Origin of the sequence: Cryobacterium sp. M23, from assembly GCF_002929655.1 — a bacterium.
Lineage (GTDB): Bacteria > Actinomycetota > Actinomycetes > Actinomycetales > Microbacteriaceae > Cryobacterium > Cryobacterium sandaracinum.
Window position 1 is genome coordinate 129819 of sequence record NZ_PJJV01000082.1, and the last position, 22493, is coordinate 152311.

Consider the following 22493-nt stretch of genomic DNA (forward strand, 5'->3'; position numbering starts at 1 on the left):
TTCGGCTCCTCAACCCTGTGGCCCGTGGGGAGAGGAGCTCTGCTCACCGTTCGGCGAGCGTACGTGCGTCGGAGCGGCTACGCGACGGCGCGGCTACGCGACGGCGCGGGTGCGAGCCTGCCGGTGGCGGAGGAGCACCGCGAGCCCGCGCCAGCCGAGCAGGAGCACCCCGAGCACGACGGTCGCCACGACGACGAAGCTGAATTCCGTTCCCTGCCCGCTCACGGTGCGCAGCAGCATCCCGACGCCGACGGCGAAGAGCCAGATTCCGGTGCCTGTCCAGACGATCTTTTGCGGGCTGCGCCAGGCGCGCATGACGAGCCAGCCCACGAGGAGACCGCCAAGGAAGGGCAGCCCGGTGATCAGGGTGCCGAGAATATCCTCTTGGTGGCTGGCCCGGCCGATCAGCACGAAGACCAGCACCAGGGCGGCGTCGAGTCCCGCCGCGAGGAGGAGACTGGACCGACTGCTCTGCTGGATTGCCATGCTTCCAGCCTACGGGGGCCCGGAGGGTCAGACCGCGTTGCCGATCCGGCCGCGGTGCCGATCCGGCCGCGGTGCCGATCAGACCGCGGTGCCGAGCAGGGAGCCGATCGCCCAGGTGACTCCGAGCGCGAGCAGGCCGCCGACGAGCACCCGGGAGATCGCGCGGGCTTTCGGACTGCCGCCGAGGTAGGAGCTCAGCCAGCCGGTGATGACCAGGGCGATCGCGACGGCGAGGAAAGTGGCCGGCAGGCGCCACTCCGGCGGCGGCAGCAGCACCGCCAGCAGCGGCAGGCTCGCGCCGACCGTAAACGCGATGGCGGAGGCGTAGGCGGCGTGCCACGGGTTCGACAGCTCGTCGGCGCCGATGTGGAGTTCCACCTCGAGGTGCGCGGCGAGGGCGTCGTGCGCGGTCAGCTCGAGGGCCACCTGCTTCGACGTCCGGGGGGTGAGCCCCTTTGCCTGGTAAAGGTCGGCCAGTTCGGCGAGCTCCTGCTCGGGCATGTTCTCGAGTTCCCAGGTCTCCTTGGCGATCAGGGCGCGCTCGGTGTCGCGCTGACTGCTCACCGAGACGTACTCGCCCAGGGCCATCGAGATCGCGCCGGCGAGCAGGGCGGCGACGCCCGCGATCAGGATCGCCGAGGCATCCGTGGTCGCCGCCGCGACGCCGACCACCAGGGCCGCAACCGACACGATGCCGTCGTTGGCTCCGAGCACGCCGGCCCGCAGCCAGTTCAGGCGCGAGGCATGGTCGGCGGAGTGGGGATCGACGCCGTGTTCGGGTTCAGTCATGACTGAATCCAAGCAGGCGGATGCGTGCCGCGCCAGCAAGGACTGGCTTGCCTCACGGCGGCAACTTCACGGCGACCGACGTGCGGCGCACGGCGTGTTCGCGATGTCGGTGGGGACCGATAGAGTTTCAAATGGTACGTATGTCTTGATGTCGAGCTATCTGCGGCGCGGGCATCCGTGCCCTTGCCCCTCAAGACCTTGCAGGAACGCTACGACGCGGATTGGAAGAGCAGCGTGGATCTTTACGAATATCAGGCACGAGACCTGTTTGAACAGTATGGAGTCCCGGTTCTGCCGGGCATCATCGCGGACACTCCGGAGGAGGTGCGTGCCGCGGCCGAGAAGTTGGGCGGCGTTGTTGTCGTCAAGGCCCAGGTCAAGGTCGGCGGCCGCGGCAAAGCCGGCGGCGTGAAGGTGGCGAAGACCCCCGACGACGCTGAAGCCGCCGGGCGCGCCATCCTCGGACTCGACATCAAGGGCCACACCGTCAACCGGGTCATGGTGGCCGGCGGAGCCCGCATTGCGCAGGAGTTCTACTTCTCCGTGCTGCTGGACCGCACCAACCGCTCCTACCTCTCGCTCGCGAGCTACGAGGGTGGCGTGGAGATCGAGGTTCTCGCTGTCGAGAAGCCCGAAGCGCTCGCCTACACGGCCATCGACCCGATTGCCGGGATCGACCTGAACACGGCCCGTCAGATCGCGGTCGACGCGAAGTTCCCGGCCGACCTCGTCGACAAGGTCGCACCCGTCTTCGTGCAGCTCTACAACGTATTCACGGGTGAAGACGCGACCCTGGTCGAGGTCAACCCGCTCGTGCTGACCGAAGAGGGCGACGTCATCGCCCTCGACGGCAAGGTCACGATCGACGAAAACGCCGGCTTCCGCCACCCGAGGCACGCCCTCCTCGAGGACGCGGCCGCTGCCGACCCGCTCGAGGCGAAGGCCAAGGAGAACGACCTCAACTACGTCAAGCTCGACGGCGAAGTGGGCATCATCGGCAACGGCGCCGGACTCGTGATGAGCACCCTGGACGTCGTCGCCTATGCCGGCGAAAACCACGGCGGCGTCAAGCCTGCCAACTTCCTCGATATCGGGGGCGGAGCATCCGCCGAGGTCATGGCCGCCGGCCTCGACGTCATCCTCGGTGACCCGCAGGTCAAGGCCGTGTTCGTCAACGTCTTCGGCGGCATCACCGCCTGTGACGCTGTGGCCAAGGGCATCGTGGGCGCGCTCGCCGAACTGGGCAGCGCCGCCAACAAGCCGCTCGTTGTGCGCCTCGACGGCAACAACGTCGAGGAAGGCCGTCGCATCCTCACCGAGGCCAACCACCCGCTCGTCACACTGGCCGCCACCATGGACGAGGGTGCCGCCAAGGCCGCCGAACTCGCCCACGCCGCGAAGTAAGGGATTTTCGAACATGTCAATCTTCCTCAACAAGGAGTCCAAGGTCATCGTGCAGGGCATCACCGGCGGTGAGGGCACCAAGCACACCGCCCTCATGCTGAGGGCCGGCACCCAGGTCGTCGGCGGCGTGAATGCTCGCAAGGCCGGCACCACCGTCGTACACGGCAGCGTTGAGCTGCCCGTGTTCGGCACGGTTGCCGAGGCGATCGAAAAGACGGGCGCGGATGTCTCCATCGCGTTCGTGCCGCCGGCCTTCACCAAGGACGCCGTCATCGAAGCCATCGACGCCGGCATCCCGCTGCTCGTCATCATCACCGAGGGTGTGCCCGTGCAGGACTCGGCCGAGTTCTGGGCCTACAACAACGCCAAGGGCAACAAGACCCGCATCATCGGTCCGAACTGCCCCGGCATCATCACCCCCGGTGAGGCGCTCGTGGGCATCACGCCGGCGAACATCACCGGCAAGGGCCCGGTCGGCCTCGTCTCCAAGTCGGGCACCCTGACCTACCAGATGATGTACGAACTGCGCGACCTCGGCTTCTCCACCGCCATCGGCATCGGCGGCGATCCCATCATCGGCACAACGCACATCGACGCGCTCGAGGCGTTCGAGGCTGACCCCGAGACGCTCGCCATCGTCATGATCGGAGAGATCGGCGGCGACGCCGAGGAGAAGGCGGCAGAGTACATCAAGGCCCACGTCACCAAGCCCGTTGTCGGCTACGTAGCCGGCTTCACCGCCCCCGAGGGCAAGACCATGGGCCACGCCGGCGCCATCGTCTCCAACGGGGCCGGAACCGCCCAGGGCAAGAAGGAGGCCCTCGAGGCCGCCGGGGTCAAGGTCGGCAAGACGCCGAGCGAGACCGCCACCCTGCTGCGTGAGGTTCTCGCGGCGCTGTAACCGGCATCGCTGCACCGGCACCGAACGACAGGGCCCGCCTCACCAAGCGGGCCCTGACGCGTTGTCGGCCGCGGCCGGCGAGCCTGCCTGCCGTGCCTCTGCCGCCCTGCCTCTCCCGTGCCTCTGCCGTGCCCGGGGCCCGAACGAATTCGACGGAGATTTTGGTCAGAACCGGCCCGAAACATCCGTTTCAGCCTGGATCGAGCAAAATCTCTGTCGAATTCGTCAGCGCGCGGCGGGGGGCCGGGGAGCCGGGGCGGCGGAAACGGTAGGCTCCGACCGGATGAAACGCTTAACGACCGCCCTGCTTGCCGCGCTCGACGCGCTCATTGTCGTAGCCATCGGGGTCGGCATCGCGCTCGTTCCGCTCACGGTTCTGTGGGCCACGCAGTTCGACATGGCCGTCAACTGGCTCGTGTTCTGGCGTGCCGCGGTCGACGTCTGGCTCGTCGGCAACGGCGTCGACCTGGTCGTCCAACTCGACCCGACCCTCGTCGCCGCCCTGAACCTGCCCGGCTCGGACGCCGCGTTCCCGATCACGATCGCACTGCTGGGCTTCGCGCTGATGGCCGTGCTCTTCGGCTTGCGCACCGGCCGCCGGGCGGCGGAAACCCCCTACCGCTGGGTCGGGGTGACGGGCGCCATCGCCGGCTACGCGCTGCTGACCGCTCTGCTCGTGCTGTCGGCCGGCACGGATGCCGTGCGCCCCCAGACGGTACAGGGTCTGGTTCTGCCTCCGCTCATCTTCGCCGCCGGCGTTCTGATCGGCGCCGGCCAGGGTCAGCTGGGCCGCCTGATCGGTAGCATCCCCGGCCTGCCCGGCCGCCTCCCGGGAGTCGTCCGGGGCGCGGGCCGCGGCGCAACCGGCAGCAGTGCCGACAGCGCCGGCAACGTCGCCAGCGTCAGCGGTTCCGGCGCCGGCAGCAGCGCCGGCAAGAGCGTCCACGGCCTCAATGGCACCAGCAACACCAGCAGCAACACCAGCAGCACGGGTGCCGCAGCCGGCCTGCTCCCGGTCGCGGTGTGCGCGGGCGCCGCCGCGGCGCTGCGGAGCGGAGCGGCCGCGGCCGCCGGTATCCTCTGCGTCTCCGGGATCACCGTTTTCGTGCTGATCCTAACCAGCTACGCCACCATCATCGGACTCTACGAGACCGTGCAGGCCGGCGTCCTGGGCGGCATCGCGCTCACACTCCTGCAGCTTTCGCTGATCCCGAACCTGGTCATCTGGGCCGCGGCCTGGTTTGCCGGACCCGGCATCGCGGTAGGCGTGGGCACCAGCGTGTCCCCGGTCGGCACCTCGCTCGGCGCCGTACCGGGCCTGCCGATCCTCGGCGTGCTGCCGCAGGGCAGCCTGGCGTTCGGGTTCGTCGGCCTGCTCGTGCCGCTGCTGGTCGGTTTCCTCGCCGCCGTCATCCTGAGGCAGCGGGCCACCGCGGATGTCCCTCCTTCCATCTCGGAACGGCTCCTCACGGGCCTCGGCACCGGGTTCGTCGCCGGTGTGCTGCTCGGGCTGCTGGCCTGGTGGTCGGGCGGAGCTCTCGGCCCGGGCCGTCTTGTCGAGGTCGGCCCGAACCCGCTGCTGGTCGGGGCGTTGGTCGCGCTCGAGGTCGGCATCGCGGCCTGCCTCGGTCTCCTGACTCCCGCGCCCCCGGTCGGCGCGAACGGCTCCGGGCGCGGTGCGACGGGCGGAATGCCGGGAACGAAGCCGGGCACGAAGCCGGGCACGAAGCCGGCAACCGCGTCACGTGCCGCGCGCAGTGGGACTAGCGGGGTCGGTCGTCTCCTCGGCCGGCTGCGCGCCGCGCTCCCTCGCCGGTAGGCTTCTCCCGTGCTGAACTTGGTCGTATTGATCTCCGGCGGGGGATCCAACCTTCGCTCCCTGCTCGAGGCCTGCCGCGACGCCGAATACCCGGCCCGCGTGGTGGCCATCGGCTCCGACCGGGACGCCGACGGGCTCGTGCTCGGCGAGGAATACGGCATCTCCACTTTCACGGTGCCGTACACGTCGCATCCGTCCCGGGAGGCCTGGGGCGACGAGCTCCTCGCGCAGATCCAGCAGTGGGATGCCGACCTCATCGTGCTCAGCGGCTTCATGCGCCTGCTGCCGCCCCGGGTGGTGGCGGCGCTGACCCCGAACCTGCTCAACACACATCCGGCCTACCTGCCCGAATTCCCCGGGGCGCACGGGGTGCGTGACGCGCTCGCCGCCGGGGTCGCCGAAAGCGGCGCCAGCCTGATCGTGGTCGACACCGGCGTCGACGACGGACCGATCATCGCGCAGGAACGGGTGTCGGTGCTGCACGGTGACACCCAGGCATCCCTGCACGACCGCATCAAAATCGTCGAGCGTCGCCTGCTGGTGCAGGCCGTGCTCGATATCGCCAACGGACACGTCGATCTCAAGGAGCATCCCCACATATGAGCGTTCCCACTAACGCCCCGAGCCTGTACCGCCACCGCGACGTCGTGCCCGTGCAGCGCGCCCTCATCTCGGTGAGCGACAAGACCGGTCTGGTCGAACTGGCCGCAGCTCTCGCGGCGACCGGCGTCGAAATCGTGTCGACCGGTTCGACGGCGGCCTTCATCCGCGCCGCCGGCCACGACGTGACGGATGTCTCCGCCGTCACCGGCTTCCCCGAATCCCTCGACGGCCGGGTCAAGACCCTGCACCCGGGAGTGCACGCCGGTATCCTCGCCGACCTGCGCCTCGAGGCGCACGAGGCGCAGCTCGCCGACCTCGGCATCGCCGCATTCCAGCTCGTCGTCGTGAACCTGTACCCGTTTGTCGAGACCGCCCTGTCGGGTGCGGTCCCGGCCGACGTGATCGAGCAGATCGACATCGGCGGCCCTGCCCTCGTGCGCGCCGCGGCCAAGAACCACGCCAACGTCGCCATCGTGGTGGACCCCGACAACTACGACGAGATCATCGCAGCCGTCGAGGCCGGCGGCACCCCACTGACGCTGCGCCAGAAGCTGGCCTCGCTCGCCTTCGAGCACACCGCCGGCTACGACCTGAGCGTCTCCGCCTGGTTCACGGAGAACGTCTACGACCAGTGGCAGGACGACGCCGCGGCCCTCAACGAGGAGATCCTCGAGGAGTTCGACGCCGTGATCGGCGAGGCCCTCTCCGAGGAGATGCCGTTCCCCGAGACCCTCGTCATCGAGGCCACCCGCAGTGCGGTGCTCCGCTACGGCGAGAACTCGCACCAGGCCGCGGCCCTCTACCTCGGCGCGGGCGGCCAGGGCATCGCGCAGGCCGTGCAGCGCCACGGCAAGGAGATGTCGTACAACAATTACGTCGACGCGGATGCCGCCGTGCGCGCCGCCTACGACTTCGTCGCACCGGCCGTCGCCATCATCAAGCACGCCAACCCCTGCGGCATCGCCGTCGCCAACCCCAAGGCGCCCGACGCGATCGCCTCCGCGCATCACCGCGCGCACGACTGTGACCCGATCTCCGCGTTCGGCGGCGTCATCGCGGCCAACCGCACGGTCACCCTCGGCATGGCCGAGACCGTCAGTCAGATCTTCACTGAGGTGCTCGTCGCCCCGGGTTTCGAGCCGGCCGCGTTCGAGCTGCTCAGCGCCAAGAAGAACATCCGCCTGCTCGAGCTTCCGGTTGACTACCACCGATCCTCGCTCGAACTGCGCCAGATCTCTGGCGGCCTGCTCGTGCAGGAGTCCGACACGTTCGACAACCTCGACTCGTCGACCTGGACCCTCGCGGCCGGCGACGAGGTCGACGCGGCCACCCGGGCGGACCTCGAGTTTGCGTGGAAGGCCTGCCGCTCCGTGAAGTCGAACGCCATCCTGCTGGCGCGCGGCGGGGCATCCGTGGGCGTCGGAATGGGCCAGGTCAACCGGGTCGACTCCTGCCACCTCGCGGTGCTGCGGGCCGGCGACCGGGCGGCCGGCTCGGTCGCGGCCTCGGACGCGTTCTTTCCGTTCGCGGACGGCCTGCAGGTGTTGCTCGACGCGGGCGTCACCGCCGTTGTGCAGCCCGGCGGCTCCGTGCGCGACGCCGAGGTCATCCAGGCGGCCGCGGATGCCGGCGTCAGCATGTACTTCACCGGGGAGCGCCACTTCTTCCACTAGGCGTTCATCGGGGCAGCCCCGGTGCGGCCACGGAATCTGGCACGATTGAAGGAACCGTGGCTTCGCCAGACCCGTCCCGGCAGGAAGGAACGCCGTGCCAGACCTCGAGGGATTCATCCAGACCGACTACCTCGTCGCCCTGGCGGTCGCGGTCGTGGCCGCGGTGGCGATCACGGCGATCATCGCCCTGGTCTTCCGGGTGGTGGGCCGCAAGGAAGCCTGGGCGCGCACGCTGGTCGGCCTGGTCAGGGTGCCGTTCCGGTTGATGCTGCTGGTGGGCGCGATCTGGACCGTTCACACGCTGTTCCTGCAGACCTCCGAGGGGATCGAACGACTGGTCGACTTCTTCTTCCGGGCCCTCTTCATCGCCGCGTCCACCTGGCTGGTCTGCGCGCTGCTCTACTTCTTCGAGGAGGTGGCGGCCGGCCGCTACCGCATCGACGTGCGCGACAACCGCGTCGCGAGAAGGGTGCGTACCCAGCTGCGGATGCTGCGGCGCATCGGCGTCGCCGTGATCGTCATCTGCGCGATCGGGGCCGTGCTGCTCAGCATCCCCGGCGCCGCGACCCTGGGCGCGAGTCTGTTCGCCTCAGCCGGTCTGCTCAGCGTCGTGGCCGGCCTGGCCGCGCAGTCCACTCTCGCGAACGTGTTCGCCGGCATCCAGCTGGCCTTCAACAACGCCCTGCGGGTCGACGACGTGGTCATCGTCGAGACCGAGTGGGGCAAGATCGAGGAGATCACCCTCACCTACGTGGTCGTGCACATCTGGGACGACCGCCGCATGGTGCTGCCGTCGACCTACTTCACCACCAACCCCTTCCAGAACTGGACCCGGCACAACAGCGAGTTGCTCGGCGCGGTCGAGTTCGACCTCGACTGGCGTGTCGACCCAGCCGGCATGCGCGTGGAACTCGACCGCATCGTCGCGCAGACCGAGCTCTGGGACGGCCGCGTGGTCGTGCTCCAGGTGACGGATGCCGTGGGCGGCTTCGTGCGCGTGCGCGTGCTGGTCTCCGCCGCCGACGCTCCCACCCTGTTCGACCTCCGCTGCCTCGTGCGCGAGAACCTGATCGACTGGCTCAACACGCACAACCCCGAGGCACTGCCGGTGGGACGGATGGAACTGCGGCGGGAACCCCCGCGTGCGGAGGTTCCCGCGCGCGCCGCGCCGTCGGCCCACCCCGTCACCGCGCCCATCGGGCTGTTCTCCGGCGACGAGAACGCCAAGGCGCGGGCGGCCGAGTTCACCGCGACCATCCCCGTGCAGGAGGGTCCGGCCGAGAAGCGCTGACGCGCCGCCGGTCACGACGCGCAGTCGGGGAGTCGCGCGGCTATTCTGGTGCAGTCGACGCGTCACGATCGCGGCGGCACAGCCAGCCCACAAGGCCGACCAGCGAGGAGAACCACCCCATGACGCTCACGCACCCCACCACCTCGCTGGATGCCCTGATCGGCCTCCCATTCACGCACGAGCGCGTGTTGATCACCACCGGCATCCGTTCGGGCCTCGTGATCACCGTGGCCGTGCACTCCACCCGGCTCGGCCAGGCCCTCGGCGGCGCCCGCCTGTGGCAGTACGAGAACTGGACGGATGCCGTCGCCGACGCCCTGCGCCTGTCCGCGGCCATGACGCTGAAGAACGCGGCCGCCGGGCTGAACCTGGGCGGCGGCAAGTCCGTGATCCACGTGCCGCTCGGCACCGAGTTGAGCGAGGCGGAGCGGCGTGACGTCATGCTCGACCTCGGCGACGCCATCGAGAGTCTGGACGGCGCGTACATGACGGCCGAGGACGTCGGCACGAACGCCGAGTCGATGGCCATCGTGAAGGAACGCACCGACCACGTCTGCGGTCTCCCGGCCGCCAGCGGCGGCGTGGGCGAACCGGCCGACGCGACCGCGGCCGGCGTCTATGCCAGCGTGCTCGCCACCCTCGACGCCCTGTTCGGCAGCCGCGAGGTGTCCGGCCGGCACATCGTCATCTCCGGCCTCGGCCAGGTCGGCGGCCGCCTTGCCGGCGAGCTCGCCGCCGCCGGGGCCCGCCTCACGGTCAGCGACGTCAACCTCGGCAAGCAGCAGTTCGCCGCCGGCCTCGGCGCGACCTGGGTCCCCGTCGACGAGGTGCACCACGTGCCGGCCGACCTGTTCGTGCCCTGCGGGCTCGGCGGGGTGCTCACCGCCCGGGTGATCGGTGAACTCAACGTGCTCGGGGTGGTCGGGGCCGCCAACAACCAGCTCGCCCAGCCGGAGGGTGCCGCCCAGCTGGACGCGCGGGGCATCCTCTGGGCACCCGACTTCGTCGTGAACGCCGGCGGCGTCATCTACCTGGCCCTGGCCTCGGAGCCGAACGCCGACCGGGCCGTCGTGGCCGAGCGGGTCGCCGCGATCGGCGATGTCGTCGCGCAAATCTTCACGGATGCCCGCGAGCAAGGCATCACAACGCTCGCCGCCGCCGAGCGCCTCGCTGCCGCGCGGCTGGACGCCGCCCGCCCGCGGTAGCCGCCCCGGGCAGCTCCCCGGTCGCTTCGCCGGCGCTGCGCGCGTGCTGCGCCGCTCCGCGCACGGCACGCCACGCGCGGAGCGGCGCATGACCGGCGCGCCGAATCCGAGCCACCCATCTCCGACTTCGAGAAGCTCGAGGGCTGCGTCACCTGCCTGAGCGTACGGGTGCGCTGAATCCCGATCCCCGAATTCGGCGCTTGCGCCCGAGGCCCCGGAACCGTAGTCTGAAAAGCTGCCTGATCAGGGGGGCACAGCTCAGACACCACGCGCTCAGGAGGCCGACATGACCAAGACAGCATCGTTCACCATCGCAACGTCTGCGAACGACGGCGCGCGCTTTGGCGCAGCCACCTCGTTCCCGCGCGCCGCTTAGCCGGCCCCCTCCCGCGATCTCCCGCCCCGCCTCGGGCCTGACTCCGGGCCGCTGACACCCAGCGACCGGCTCCGCCCCGCAGGCCGGCAGCCATGCTGCTTCCCGGAAGCTACGGCTTCCACCCCCGCCGGCCGACGTGCTCGTCGTCGGCCTCCCGGCGCCGCGCGCCGCCGTTCACCGGAACCAGACTCGTTCAGGACTCACTCGTGACCACGCTCACCGACCACAGCCATCCGCCCGACCCCGACCCCGCAGCGGGAACCGACCCCGTTGACCTGCCCCGGAGGAACACACTCCAGGTGCTGCTGCGCCTCTACCCCTTCGCCCGGCCGGCCCTGCCGCGGCTGGCCCTCGGCATGCTCGCCGCCCTGCTGGCGGCGCTCGTGGCGCTCGCCATCCCGCAGGTGCTGCAGCGCCTCGTCGACGGTGCCCTGACTCAGCAGGACGCCGCCCAGATCTGGCCGGCCGTCATCGTGGTACTCGCCCTCGGCGTGATCGAGGCGGTGCTGATCGCACTGCGCCGCTGGTTCGTTCTCGGCCCCGGCACCCACATCGAGGCCCGGATGCGCAACGCGCTCTACGCCCGGCTGCAGGACCTCCCGGTCACATTCCACGACAAGTGGCCGAGCGGCCAACTGCTCTCCCGCGCCGTCAGCGACCTCAACCTGATCCGCCGCTGGATCTCGTTCGGGCTCGTGCTGCTCATCGTGAACGTCGTCACCGTTGTGATCGGCGCCGCCATCCTGGTGTCGATGAACTGGATCCTCGGCCTCATCTTCCTCATCTGCTCCGTGCCGCTGTGGATCGTCGGCTACCTGTTCGAGGAGAAATACTCCGTCGTTGCGCGGCGCAGCCAGGACCAGGCCGGCGACCTCGCGACGGCCGTCGAAGAGTCGGTGCACGGCATCCGGGTACTCAAGGCCTTCGGGCGAGGCAAGTTCGCGTTGAAGAACTTCTCCGACCAGGCCGAGAGCCTGCGCGGCACCGAGATCGAGAAGGCGCGCGCCATCGCCGGCATCTGGCTGTGGCTGCTGATGATCCCGGATGTGGCCTTCGCCCTTTGCCTCGTCGCCGGTGTCTGGCTGGCTGGCCAGGGCGAGTTCAGCGTGGGCGGGCTCGTGGCCTTCTTCGCCACGGCCACCGTGCTGCGCTGGCCGATCGAGTCGGTCGGGTTCCTGCTGTCGATGACCTTCGATGCCCGCACCGCGACCGACCGGTTCTTCGACGTGCTCGACGCGCCGAACGCGATCACGGACCCCGAGCATCCCGTCACCGTCGACCGGCCCCGCGGCCGCCTCGCGTTCGAGAACGTGCACTTCCGCTACCCCGACTCGCCGAGCCGCTTCCCGGACCTGCTCGACGGCGTGGACCTGGTGCTCGAACCGGGGGAGACCATGGCTCTCGTCGGTCTGACCGGCTCCGGCAAGTCCACCCTGACGGCGCTCACCACCCGCCTCTACGACGTGACGGAGGGGGCGGTGACCCTCGACGGGGTCGACGTGCGCTCCCTCGGCCGCGAGGAACTGCGTCGCCACCTGTCGATGGCGTTCGAGGATGCGACGCTGTTCTCGGCATCCGTGCGCGACAACGTGCTGCTCGGCCGTCCGGAGTGGGCCGAGCGCTCGTCCGAAGCGGATGCCGCACTCGAGGAGGCGCTCATGGTCGCCCAGGCCGGCTTCGCCCACGACCTCCCGGAGGGCGTGGACACGCTCGTCGGAGAGGAAGGGATGAGCCTCTCCGGCGGCCAGCGGCAGCGGATCGCGCTCGCGCGAGCGGTGGCGGCGAAACCCGCCGTGCTCGTGCTCGACGACCCGTTGTCGGCGCTCGACGTGAACACCGAGTCCCTTGTCGAAGCCGCGCTGCGCGAGGTGCTCTCCGCGACCACGGCGCTGATCGTGGCGCACCGGCCGTCCACCGTGATGCTCGCCGACAGGGTGGCGCTGCTCCAGAACGGGCGTGTCACCGCGATCGGACGGCACTCCGATTTACTCCGCGAGAGCGAACACTACAAGTTCGTCATCTCGAGCCTGGAAGACGAAGAACGACGAGAGTCCGCACGAGAGGAGGCGGCGCGATGAGCGTCACCGGTGTCGAGGGCGAAGACCGCAGCAACTTCACCGCCGCGGAGAGCAAGCAGATCCGGGGCCGGTCGCTGCGTCTGCTCGGGTCGCTGCTGCACCCGGTGCGCTTTTCGGTCCTCGCGGCAATGCTGATCGTGGTCGTGTCCACGGCCGCGCAGGTGGCCGGCCCGGCCCTGATCGCGTTCGGGATCGACCGCGGTCTGCCCGCGCTGATGGAGCAGGACTGGGTGCCGCTGGCCGCCACGGGGGTGGTCTACCTAGCCACGGGCGTGGTCGGGGCCATCCTGATCGCCTGGTACACGATCATGTCGGCGCGGATCAGCCAGGCCGTGCTGATCGACCTGCGCAAGAGGGTCTTCCTGCACACGCAGCGGCTGAGCCTCGAATTCCACGAGTCGTACACCTCGGGGCGCATCATCTCCCGGCAGACCAGCGACCTCGACGCCATCCGGGAACTGCTGGACTCGGGCATCAACCAGCTCGTGCAGGGGCTGCTGTACATGGTGTTCACCGCGATCGCACTGTTCCTGCTCGACGGGACGAGCGGGCTCGTCCTGCTCGCGTCGATCGTGCCGTTGGCGCTGCTCACCCGCTGGTTCCAGGTGCGCTCGCAAACGCTCTTCCGCCGGTCGAGAACGGCGTCGGCGAGCCTGATCGTGCAGTTCGTGGAGACCATGACCGGCATCCGTGCGGTCAAAGCCTTCCGGGCGGAAAAACGCAACGAGAAGGTGTTCGGCGAACTGGTCGAGGACTACCGCAAGGTGAATGAGCGGGTCATCCAGCTGTTCGGCATTTTCGATCCGGGTCTCGTGTTGATCGGGAACGTGGCCGTCGCGGTCGTGCTCCTGGTCGGCGGGTTCCGCGTCGTCGACGGCCAGCTCTATATCGGCGCGCTGCTCGCGGCCCTGCTCTACACCCGCCGGTTCTTCGACCCGATGGAGGAGATGGCGATGTTCTACAACTCCTACCAGTCGGCCGCCGCGGCGCTGGAGAAGATCTCCGGGGTGCTTGAGGAGCATCCCGGTGTGCCGGACCCGGTGACGCCGGTCGACCTCTGGGCGGCAAAGGGTGCGGTCTCGTTCGAGAACGTGCAATTCGAATACCAGAGCGACCGGGTCATCCTGCCGCAGTTCGACCTGACGATCCCGGCCGGGCAGACCATCGCCCTGGTTGGGTCGACCGGGGCCGGCAAGTCCACCCTGGCCAAGCTGATGGCGCGTTTCTACGACCCGTCGGAGGGTCAGGTGACCCTCGACGGCGTCGACCTGCGCGACCTGCACCCCAAGGACCTGCGCCGAGCGATCGTCATGGTCACCCAGGAGGCCTACCTGTTCAGCGGTTCGGTCGCCGACAACATTTCGATCGGCAAACCGGATGCGACGCCCGCCGAGATCGTGGCGGCGGCGCAAGCGGTCGGCGCGCACGACTTCATCGCGGGGCTGCCGAACGGGTACGACACCGACGTGAACAAGCGCGGCGGGCGCGTCTCCGCCGGGCAGAGGCAGCTGATCTCGTTCGCTCGGGCGTTCCTGGCCGACCCGGCGGTGCTCATCCTCGACGAGGCCACCTCGAGTCTGGACATCCCGAGCGAACGTCTTGTGCAGCAGGCGCTGCAGACACTGCTCGGGGGACGCACCGCCGTGATCATCGCGCATCGCCTGTCGACCGTGGCGATCGCCGACCGGGTGCTCGTGATGGAGCACGGATGCATCGTCGAAGACGGCACGCCCGACCAGCTGATCGCCGGCACCGGCCGGTTCGCGCAGCTGCACGCCGCCTGGCGCGACTCGCTGGTGTGATCGGCGACGCGACTCGCGGCGCGAGCGGTTAGGCGAACCCCCAGGCCTTCTCCTCGTCGCTCGAGTCGTCGGAGAGCGGCGTGCCCGTCAGGGGGCGGTTGGAGGCGACCGGTCCGAGCGGGTGGTAGCTGGGATCCCGCGGGATCGCGGGCGATTCCTTGAGTTCGACGAAGATCGCGTGCGTCGGCGTGCGGCCGATGTTCACGCCGGCGTGCTCCTGGGCCGGCAGCCAGCGGGTCTCGCCGGCGGGCAGCTCGACGTCGATTTCGCGGCCCTCCGATGACAGGCGCCGGGCGTAGGCGCTGAGCGTGATCATGACGCTGTCGGGATGCTCGTGGGGATTGGTCTCATCGCCGGGAGCGTCGAGGAACTCGAGCACGCGAACGCGGTCGTTCTCAAGCAGTACTCGGTAGGCGCCCGGGTCGGTGACGACGGGATCGAGGGCGGTGTGTGCGGCTGTGCTTTCGCTGTCCATGAAAAACGGTAGCATTCGGCGCAGCCTCGAACCAAGCATTGCGGGCAACCCCGGGCGGTGATCGCTATGCGGGCCTCCAGCGCGCCGCCGCGTAGTCGATGCGGTAGCCGTATGCCCCGGGCTTCAACGGGGTGCCCTCCGCGGTGTAGTGGGGGAGCGCGCGCTCCTCGTGCCCGATCGGCGGGCGTCCGCCGGCCCGGATCACACGCCACCAGGGCAGCGCGGCGCCGTGGCGCGCCATGATCTGCCCGACCAGGCGGGCTCCACGGGAGCCGAGCACGGCCGCGACGTCACCGTAGGTCATCACGCGACCGGCCGGGATCGACTCCACGATTCCGAGAACGTGCGTGACGAAGGCAGGTTCCCGGGTGCCGGCATCCGTCATCGGCTGCGAGTCAGAGCTGCAATGCGCCGATGGTCTCGCCGTAGTCGGTTTGGCCGATGTCGCTGAAGCCGAGGCGGTGGAAGAACGACTCCGGCCCCTCTTCGCCGGGTTCCCAGATCACGGTGATGTGGTCGAAGCCGCGCTTGCGGGCCTCGGCGGCGAGTGCGTCTGCGGCAAACTTGCCGACACCCTTGCCCTGGGCCTCCGCGTCCACGTTGATGCGCCAGATGCAGGCACGGAATTCTTCGTGCGGTGAGTCGGGGTCAAAGTTTCCGTGGATGAAGCCGGCAACCTCGCCGTCCAGCAGAACGACGCGCTGCCAGGCGGTAGCAGGGTTGATGACGGACGCCGCGACCGCGTAGGAGACGGGGGCGATGAACTGCTCCTGGCCCGGTTTCAGGCTCAGGCTGTTCGCCGCGACGATGTTGCGCGCGGACAGTTCTTCCAGTCGTAGTTCACCCATGCGAACAGGCTAACGTGCACCGGAGCCGGCCGGTAGTCGGGTTTTCCGACGACAGGGCGTGGGGGTGGCCCATCCGGAAGATCCGGAAACTGTCTCGATGTCAAGATAGTTACGTCGCTCCACTAGAATCGGTATGGCTATTCTTGCCCCCCGATATTCTGAGGAGATTTCCATTGGCGAAGATCAAGGTTGAAGGCACTGTCGTCGAGCTCGACGGGGACGAGATGACCCGCATCATCTGGCACGCGATCAAGGAGACCTTGATCCACCCGTACCTCGACATCGACCTCGAGTATTACGACCTGTCGATCCAGAAGCGCGACGAGACCGACGACCAGATCACGATCGACTCGGCCCGCGCCATCCAGAAGCACGGCGTCGGCGTCAAGTGCGCGACCATCACGCCCGACGAGGCGCGCGTCGAGGAATTCGGCCTGAAGAAGATGTGGGCGTCGCCCAACGGCACCATCCGCAACATCCTCGGCGGCACCATCTTCCGCCAACCCATCATCATCTCGAACATCCCGCGCCTCGTGCCGGGCTGGAATAAGCCGATCATCATCGGCCGCCACGCGTTCGGCGACCAGTACAAGGCCACCAACTTCCGCTTCGAGGGCGAGGGCACGCTCAGCATGACCTTCACCCCGAAGGACGGCTCGGCCCCGCAAGAGTTCGAGGTATTCCAGGCCCCCGGCAGCGGCGTCGCGATGGGGATGTACAACCTCGACGACTCCATCCGCGACTTCGCCCGCGCGTCGTTGAACTACGGCCTCGAGCGCAAGTACCCGGTCTACCTGTCGACGAAGAACACGATCCTCAAGGCTTATGACGGCCGCTTCAAGGACATCTTCCAGGAGATCTTCGACGCCGAGTTCAAGGCCCGCTACGACGCGGCCGGCCTCAGCTACGAGCACCGCCTGATCGACGACATGGTCGCCTCTGCCATGAAGTGGGAGGGCGGTTACGTCTGGGCCTGCAAGAACTACGACGGCGACGTGCAGTCGGACACCGTCGCGCAGGGCTTCGGCTCGCTCGGCCTGATGACCAGCGTGCTCTCAACGCCGGACGGCAAGGTCGTCGAGGCCGAGGCCGCGCACGGCACCGTGACGCGCCACTACCGCCAGCACCAGCAGGGCAAGGCCACCTCGACCAACCCGATCGCCTCGATCTATGCCTGGACCCGCGGCCTCGCGCACCGCGCCAAGCTTGACGGCAACCCGGCGCTCGCCGAGTTCGCCAACACGCTCGAAGACGTGGTCATCAAGACCGTCGAGAGCGGTAAGATGACCAAAGACCTCGCGCTTCTCGTGGGCCCGGAGCAGGCCTTCCAGACGACCGAGGAGTTCCTCGCGGCCATCGCGGAGAACCTCCAGGCCCGCATGGCCTAACCCGCAGCGACAGGGTGGCAGTCTCACCCGCGGGGTGAGGCTGCCGCCCTTTTTTGGGCGTTTTCCCGGGTTTTCCCGGCCCTGAGGGGAGGCTTTCCTTGCTGGCGGAGGCCGGCGAGTGAGGCAAGAATATGACCATGTCGTCTCTGGTCGCCGCCGTTCGTCGTTACCCTCTCGTCGCAACGACCGTGCTGCTCGGGCTCATCGGCGCGGTGCTCGCCCTGGGCGGTCAGACGGATGCCGTGCGCTGGCTGTTCAGTGGATTCGGCCTGCTGGTCGCCGGTTACGAAACGATCGGCATGGTACGACGGCTGCTGCGCGGCACCCTCGGTGTCGACGTGCTCGCGATCACGGCCATCGTCGCCACGGTGCTGGTGGGCGAATACGTGGCCACCCTGATCATCGTGCTGATGCTCACCGGAGGCGCGGCCCTCGAAGACTTCGCCGTGAACCGGGCCAAGCGCGAGCTCGACGCCCTGCTCCGGCGGGCCCCGCAGATCGCGCACCGGCTCGGCGCCGGCACCGATACCGATACCGATACCGACACCGGAAACGGCGAGGTCGAGGACGTGCCGGCCACCGACGTGCGGCCGGGCAACCTGCTTCTCGTTCGCCCCGCCGAGATCGTGCCGGTCGACGGCGCTCTGGTCTCCGTCAGCGCAGTCTTCGACGAGTCCTCGCTCACTGGGGAGAGCCTCCCGGTCGAGCGCGAAGCCGGCGACGCCGTGCTCAGCGGGTCGATCAACGGCCAGGCTGCCGCCACCATCCGAGCCACCGCGACCGCCGCGGACAGCCAGTACCAGCAGATCATCGCGCTGGTCGAAGAGGCATCGGCCAGCAAGGCCCCCGTGGTGCGCCTGGCGGACCGCTACGCCGTGCCGTTCACTGCGGTCTCGCTCTCGATCGGCGCCCTGGCCTGGATCGTCAGCGGCGACCCGGCCCGGTTTGCCGAGGTGCTGGTGGTGGCGACCCCCTGCCCACTCCTGATCTCCGCACCGGTCGCCTTCATGGGCGGCATGAGCCGGGCCGCCCGCAACGGCATCATCGTCAAGGGCGGTGGGGTGCTCGAAATGCTCTCCCGGGCCAAAACCGTGGTCTTCGACAAGACCGGCACGCTCACCCACGGCAGCCCCACCATCGCCCGCGTGCTTCCCGAGCCCGGCTTCGACGAGGACGAGTTGCTCGCACTCGCCGCGTCCGCGGAGCAGTACTCGTCGCACGTGCTCGCGGCATCCGTGATCGCGGCGGCCCGGACCCGCGGGCTGGAGCTGATCGGGTCGGAGACCGCGAACGAGGTTCCCGCGCACGGCGTCGTGGCCCGGCTGGGCGGCCGCGAGGTCACCGTGGGCAAGCTGTCGTTCATCCGGGAACGGGCGACGGATGCCGTGGCCGCCCCGATCGAGGGCGGCGAACTGGCCATCTACATCGCCGTCGACGGGCGCTTCGCCGGCAGCATCGTCGCCAGCGACACGCTGCGGGAGAACGCACCGCAGACTCTGGCGGATCTGCGGGCGCTCGGCCTGCGGGACACCGTGATGCTCACCGGCGACGCTCGGCCCACCGCCGAGCACATCGCGGCGCTGGTGGGGATCGAGCAGGTGCAGGCGGACTGCCTGCCCGCCGACAAGGTCAACGCCGTGCGTGGCCTGGCCCACCGCCCGGTGATCATGGTCGGCGACGGGGTGAACGACGCGCCCGTGCTGGCCGTCGCCGACGTCGGTATCGCCATGGGAGCCCGCGGGGCCACGGCCGCGAGCGAATCGGCCGACGTCGTCATCCTGATCGACGATCTGACTCGCGCCGCCCGCGCGGTCGCGATCGGCCAGGACACCATCCGGATCGCGCTGCAGAGCATCTGGCTCGGCATCGCTCTGAGCCTCGGCCTGATGGTCCTGGCCGCGTTCGGCTTCATTCCAGCTACTGCGGGGGCGCTATTGCAGGAATTCGTCGACCTGGCCACGATCCTGAACGCGTTGCGGGCGATCGGCGGTCGCCGGGACGCCTCGGTGCAGGCCCAGATCGCCGCTCGCAAGCCGGCGGCGGCCGGCGCGCTGAGTCGTTGAGTCGCGTCACCCTATTGTGCTGGATGCCCCCAGTTCAGGTGTCAACGCGTGCAAGTTGCACAGTCTGAGGTCGAATTCAGCTAGCTTCAAGTTCATGTCCCTCCGTTGGGGGTCAACCTTTCGTCGTTGAACGGATTGGATGATGCACGTGAACTCACGAAATCGGCATTTCTCACCCTGGGACCTCGACCCCCGGCCGCCGCGCGCACTGTGCCGGGCCACCGCGGTGGCCCTGACCGTCGGGCTGGTGGCTACCGCGGCCCTCGTCGGCGGCACCGTCGCAGCCGGCGCCGCACCGCAGCAGGCTCCGCGGTTGGCCACCGAAAAACCGGCCACCGCCTTCGAGGCCGGCCGCTACGTCGTCACGCTGGCCGCCAGCGCGGTCGCCGCCTACTCCGGCGGCGTCGCCGGTTTCGACGCCACCAAGCCGGCCCCGGGCCGGCAGCTCGACGCGAGCTCGAAGAACGCGACCGCTTACGCCGCGCACCTCGCAACCGAGCAGAGAAGGGTCGCCGCGACCGCCGGGGTGAGCGTCAGCGTCTCCTACACGACCGCACTCAACGGATTCGCCGCCGAACTCAGCACGGCCCAGGCCGCCGCGCTCTCCGCGAACCGAGAGGTTCTCGCCGTCGAGAAGGACGCGATCCGCCGGGTCACGGCGCAGTCCTCGACCGACTTCCTCGGGCTTGGTGACGCCGCCGGCGCCGGCGGCGTCTGGGACGCGGTCGGCGGCGTTGACGCGGCCGGCACCGGCGTCGTCGTCGGTATCATCGACACCGGCATCGCCCCGGAGAACGGGTCCTTCGCCGGCGGCCCCCTCGGCACCGACTCCGGCGACGCTCCGTTTCGCACGGCCGACGGCGGCATCCGCTTCGGCAAGTCCGACGGCGGCACCTTCACCGGCGCCTGCGTCGTGGGTGTGCAGTTCACCGCGGACGACTGCAGCACCAAAATCGTCGGTGCCCGGTACTACGTCGACGGGTTCGGCGCCTCCCGGATCGGCGCCGAAAGCGTCGGCGAGTACCTTTCGCCGCGCGACGGCGACGGCCACGGCTCACACACCGGCGGCACCGCAGCCGGCAACCACGCCGTCGCCGCGTCGGTCGGTGGCATCGACTTCGGCACCATCTCGGGCGTTGCGCCCGCGGCGAAGATCGCCGCGTACAAGGTCTGCTGGTCCGGCCCCGACCCGGTCAGCCAGGACGACGACGGATGCGCCACCAGCGACCTCCTCTCGGCGATCGACCAGGCCACGGCCGACGGTGTCGACGTGATCAACTTCTCGATCGGCGGCGGTGCGGCCCAGACCACGGTGTCCGCCACCGACGTCGCCTTCCTGGGCGCGGCATCCGCCGGCATCTTCGTGGCGGCGTCGGCCGGTAACGCCGGTCCCGACGCCTCCACGCTCGATAACGCGTCGCCGTGGATCACCACCGTGGCGGCCAGCACCATTCCGAGCTACGAGGCCACCGCCACCCTCGGCAGCGGCCCTGCCTATGGCGGCGGCTCGATCACGGTCCCCGCCGTCGGCGTGACCGGTGCGCTGGTGCGCGGTGACCTCGTCGCCGCCCGGCGCGGAACAGACCCCTTGCTCTGCGGGCCGAACTCGCTCGACCCGGCCAAGGTGACCGGCACGATCGTGTTCTGTCAGCGCGGCGTCTATGACCGGGTCGCCAAGTCCGTCGAGGTGAAGCGCGCCGGGGGTATCGGCATGGTGCTGGTGAACAAGACGGCCAGCTCGCTCGACCTCGACCAGCACGCGGTGCCGACGGTGCACCTCAACGCCGAAGCGTTCGCCACGGCCTTCGCCTACGCAGGCACCGCCGGGGCGACCGTGACCCTCACGCCGGGCAACGCGCTCGGGACCACTCCGCCCACCCCGCAGGTCGCCGGGTTCTCCTCGCGCGGACCGGTACTTGCCGACGGCAGTGACATCATCAAGCCGGACGTCTCGGCGCCCGGGGTTGCGATTCTCGCCGGCGGTGCCAACGCCGCGGGCGCGGCAGGCACGTACCAGTTCCTGTCCGGAACGTCGATGTCGTCGCCGCACGTGGCGGGCCTTGCCGCCCTCTACCTGGGCCAGACGCCGAGCGCGAGCCCGGCCGAGGTGAAATCGGCCTTCATGACCACCGCCTACGACACGGTCGCCGGCTCCGGCGCTGCCGTGACTGACCCGTTTCTGCAGGGCGCCGGCCACGTCGACCCGACGAAGTTCTTCACGCCGGGACTCGTCTACCTGAACGGGGAGAGCGACTGGATGTCCTACATCAAGGGCGCCGGCTACACCGGGGGCGGCCTGGACGCCGTCACCGCGGTCGACCCGTCGAACCTCAACCTGGCCTCGATCGGCATCGGTTCGCTCACCCGGCCGGAGGCGATCACCCGCACGGTGACGTCGACCCAGGCGGGCACCTTCGACGCCTCGGTGTCCGGCCTCGCCGGCATCGACGTGACGATCGAGCCGTCCACGCTGACCTTCGGCGCGGCAGGGGAGACTCAGTCCTACACGGCGACGTTCTCCCGAACGGATGCGCCCGTCGACACGTTCGCGACCGGCTCGCTCAGCTGGACCAGCGGCGCGACCGTCGTGCACAGCCCGGTGGCGGTCAAGCCCGTCACCCTCGAGTCGCCGATCACCGCCGACGGAACCGGTCTGGCCGGCTCCGTCGGCATCCGCGTGACGCCCGGCACGACCGCCGACATCCCCCTGGCGACCGACGGCCTCGCGGCCGGCGTGCTGCTCAGGGAGAAGAAGGGCGGCCCGGGCAAGGCCTACACCGGAACGGGGCTCCCCGGAACGGAGATCGTCTTCACCGTGCAGGTTCCGGCGGGAACGGTGTTGCAGCGCTTCGACCTTGATTCACTGACCGACGCCGCCGACCTTGACCTGGTGGTCAACCGGTTGAGCGGCAAGGGCGGCACGCCGATCGAAGGCTGGCAGTCGGCCACGGCGGCGACGGACGAACACGTCGACCTGCTGAACCCGACGGCCGGGTACTACCAGGTTGTCGCGTCGGTCTTCAGTGGCACCGACCGGTACGACCTGACCACCTTCACGGTCGCACCGGGTGCCGGCGCCGGAGCGTTCACCGTTGCCCCGAACCCTCTCCCGGGAGTGCAGGGCGTTGAAGCGACCTACACGGCCTCGTGGAGTGGTCTGGCCGCGGGCACGGATTACCTCGGGCTGGTGCGCTACGGCGACACTGGCTTCTCGACGGTCGTGGCGGTGGAGAACTAGCGGCCGCCAGGTTCGTCAGCGAGGTCGGACTCGCCCGCTGCGTCCGGCGTCGAA

At 69.4% G+C, this 22493-nt stretch carries 17 protein-coding genes; 12 read left to right on the forward strand and 5 right to left on the reverse strand.

Features of this window, described 5'->3' with window-relative positions; translation table 11 throughout:
• Positions 1-93 precede the first annotated feature (93 nt).
• Positions 94-486, reverse strand: coding sequence for a DUF3054 domain-containing protein (locus tag CXY82_RS16150; RefSeq protein WP_104171801.1), 393 nt, complete (start codon positions 484-486; stop codon positions 94-96).
• A gap of 78 nt (positions 487-564) precedes the next feature.
• Positions 565-1275, reverse strand: a complete 711-nt coding sequence (locus CXY82_RS16155; RefSeq protein ID WP_104171802.1) for a VIT family protein — start codon at positions 1273-1275, stop codon at positions 565-567.
• 234 nt (positions 1276-1509) lie between these two features.
• Here CXY82_RS16155 and sucC point away from each other — a divergent pair, with 234 nt between their 5' ends.
• From sucC to CXY82_RS16200, 9 genes are all read left to right on the forward strand, one after another.
• The gene (sucC, locus tag CXY82_RS16160; RefSeq protein WP_104171905.1) at positions 1510-2679 is read left to right on the forward strand and encodes an ADP-forming succinate--CoA ligase subunit beta; all 1170 of its coding nucleotides are present in this window, start codon (positions 1510-1512) and stop codon (positions 2677-2679) included.
• Positions 2680-2692: 13 nt separating this feature from the next.
• Entirely contained in the window at positions 2693-3580 is an 888-nt protein-coding gene (gene sucD / locus CXY82_RS16165) for a succinate--CoA ligase subunit alpha (RefSeq protein ID WP_104171803.1), read from the forward strand.
• 283 nt (positions 3581-3863) lie between these two features.
• Positions 3864-5399 (forward strand): DUF6350 family protein, encoded by a 1536-nt coding sequence (locus tag CXY82_RS16170; protein ID WP_104171804.1) that lies wholly within the window; start codon positions 3864-3866, stop codon positions 5397-5399.
• 9 nt (positions 5400-5408) lie between these two features.
• Positions 5409-6002 (forward strand): phosphoribosylglycinamide formyltransferase, encoded by a 594-nt coding sequence (purN, locus tag CXY82_RS16175; protein WP_104171805.1) that lies wholly within the window; start codon positions 5409-5411, stop codon positions 6000-6002.
• Positions 5999-7675, forward strand: a complete 1677-nt coding sequence (purH, locus tag CXY82_RS16180; RefSeq protein WP_104171806.1) for a bifunctional phosphoribosylaminoimidazolecarboxamide formyltransferase/IMP cyclohydrolase — start codon at positions 5999-6001, stop codon at positions 7673-7675. The genes purN and purH overlap by 4 nt, the downstream gene beginning before the upstream one ends.
• A 94-nt stretch (positions 7676-7769) precedes the next feature.
• Complete coding sequence (locus CXY82_RS16185; RefSeq protein WP_233199385.1) at positions 7770-8966, forward strand: mechanosensitive ion channel family protein; 1197 nt, start codon at positions 7770-7772, stop codon at positions 8964-8966.
• Positions 8967-9085: 119 nt separating this feature from the next.
• Positions 9086-10171: a Glu/Leu/Phe/Val dehydrogenase family protein gene (locus tag CXY82_RS16190; protein WP_104171807.1), complete on the forward strand. Its 1086-nt coding sequence runs from the start codon at positions 9086-9088 to the stop codon at positions 10169-10171.
• Positions 10172-10903: 732 nt separating this feature from the next.
• Positions 10904-12625 carry an ABC transporter ATP-binding protein gene (locus CXY82_RS16195; RefSeq protein ID WP_233199401.1) on the forward strand — a complete coding sequence of 574 codons (1722 nt, stop codon included), beginning with the start codon at positions 10904-10906 and terminating at the stop codon, positions 12623-12625.
• Positions 12622-14427 (forward strand): ABC transporter ATP-binding protein, encoded by a 1806-nt coding sequence (locus tag CXY82_RS16200; protein ID WP_104171809.1) that lies wholly within the window; start codon positions 12622-12624, stop codon positions 14425-14427. The genes CXY82_RS16195 and CXY82_RS16200 overlap by 4 nt, the downstream gene beginning before the upstream one ends.
• Positions 14428-14455: 28 nt before the next feature.
• Here CXY82_RS16200 and CXY82_RS16205 read toward each other — a convergent pair whose 3' ends face one another.
• The 3 genes from CXY82_RS16205 to CXY82_RS16215 form a co-directional block, all read right to left on the reverse strand.
• Entirely contained in the window at positions 14456-14902 is a 447-nt protein-coding gene (locus CXY82_RS16205; protein ID WP_198411461.1) for a cupin domain-containing protein, read from the reverse strand.
• Between the two features lie 64 nt (positions 14903-14966).
• Entirely contained in the window at positions 14967-15287 is a 321-nt protein-coding gene (locus CXY82_RS16210) for an MGMT family protein (protein WP_104171810.1), read from the reverse strand.
• Between the two features lie 10 nt (positions 15288-15297).
• Positions 15298-15750 carry a GNAT family N-acetyltransferase gene (locus tag CXY82_RS16215; protein ID WP_104171811.1) on the reverse strand — a complete coding sequence of 151 codons (453 nt, stop codon included), beginning with the start codon at positions 15748-15750 and terminating at the stop codon, positions 15298-15300.
• A 173-nt stretch (positions 15751-15923) separates the two neighbouring features.
• On the opposite strand from CXY82_RS16215, the gene CXY82_RS16220 reads away from it, so the two are divergent.
• The 3 genes from CXY82_RS16220 (at position 15924) to CXY82_RS16230 (ending at position 22439) form a co-directional block, all read left to right on the forward strand.
• Positions 15924-17138, forward strand: coding sequence for an NADP-dependent isocitrate dehydrogenase (locus tag CXY82_RS16220; RefSeq protein ID WP_104171812.1), 1215 nt, complete (start codon positions 15924-15926; stop codon positions 17136-17138).
• Between the two features lie 137 nt (positions 17139-17275).
• Complete coding sequence (locus CXY82_RS16225; RefSeq protein WP_104171813.1) at positions 17276-19201, forward strand: heavy metal translocating P-type ATPase; 1926 nt, start codon at positions 17276-17278, stop codon at positions 19199-19201.
• A gap of 148 nt (positions 19202-19349) precedes the next feature.
• A complete protein-coding gene (locus CXY82_RS16230) occupies positions 19350-22439 on the forward strand; it encodes a S8 family peptidase (protein ID WP_233199386.1) in 3090 nt (1029 codons plus the stop codon).
• Positions 22440-22493: the final 54 nt, after the last annotated feature.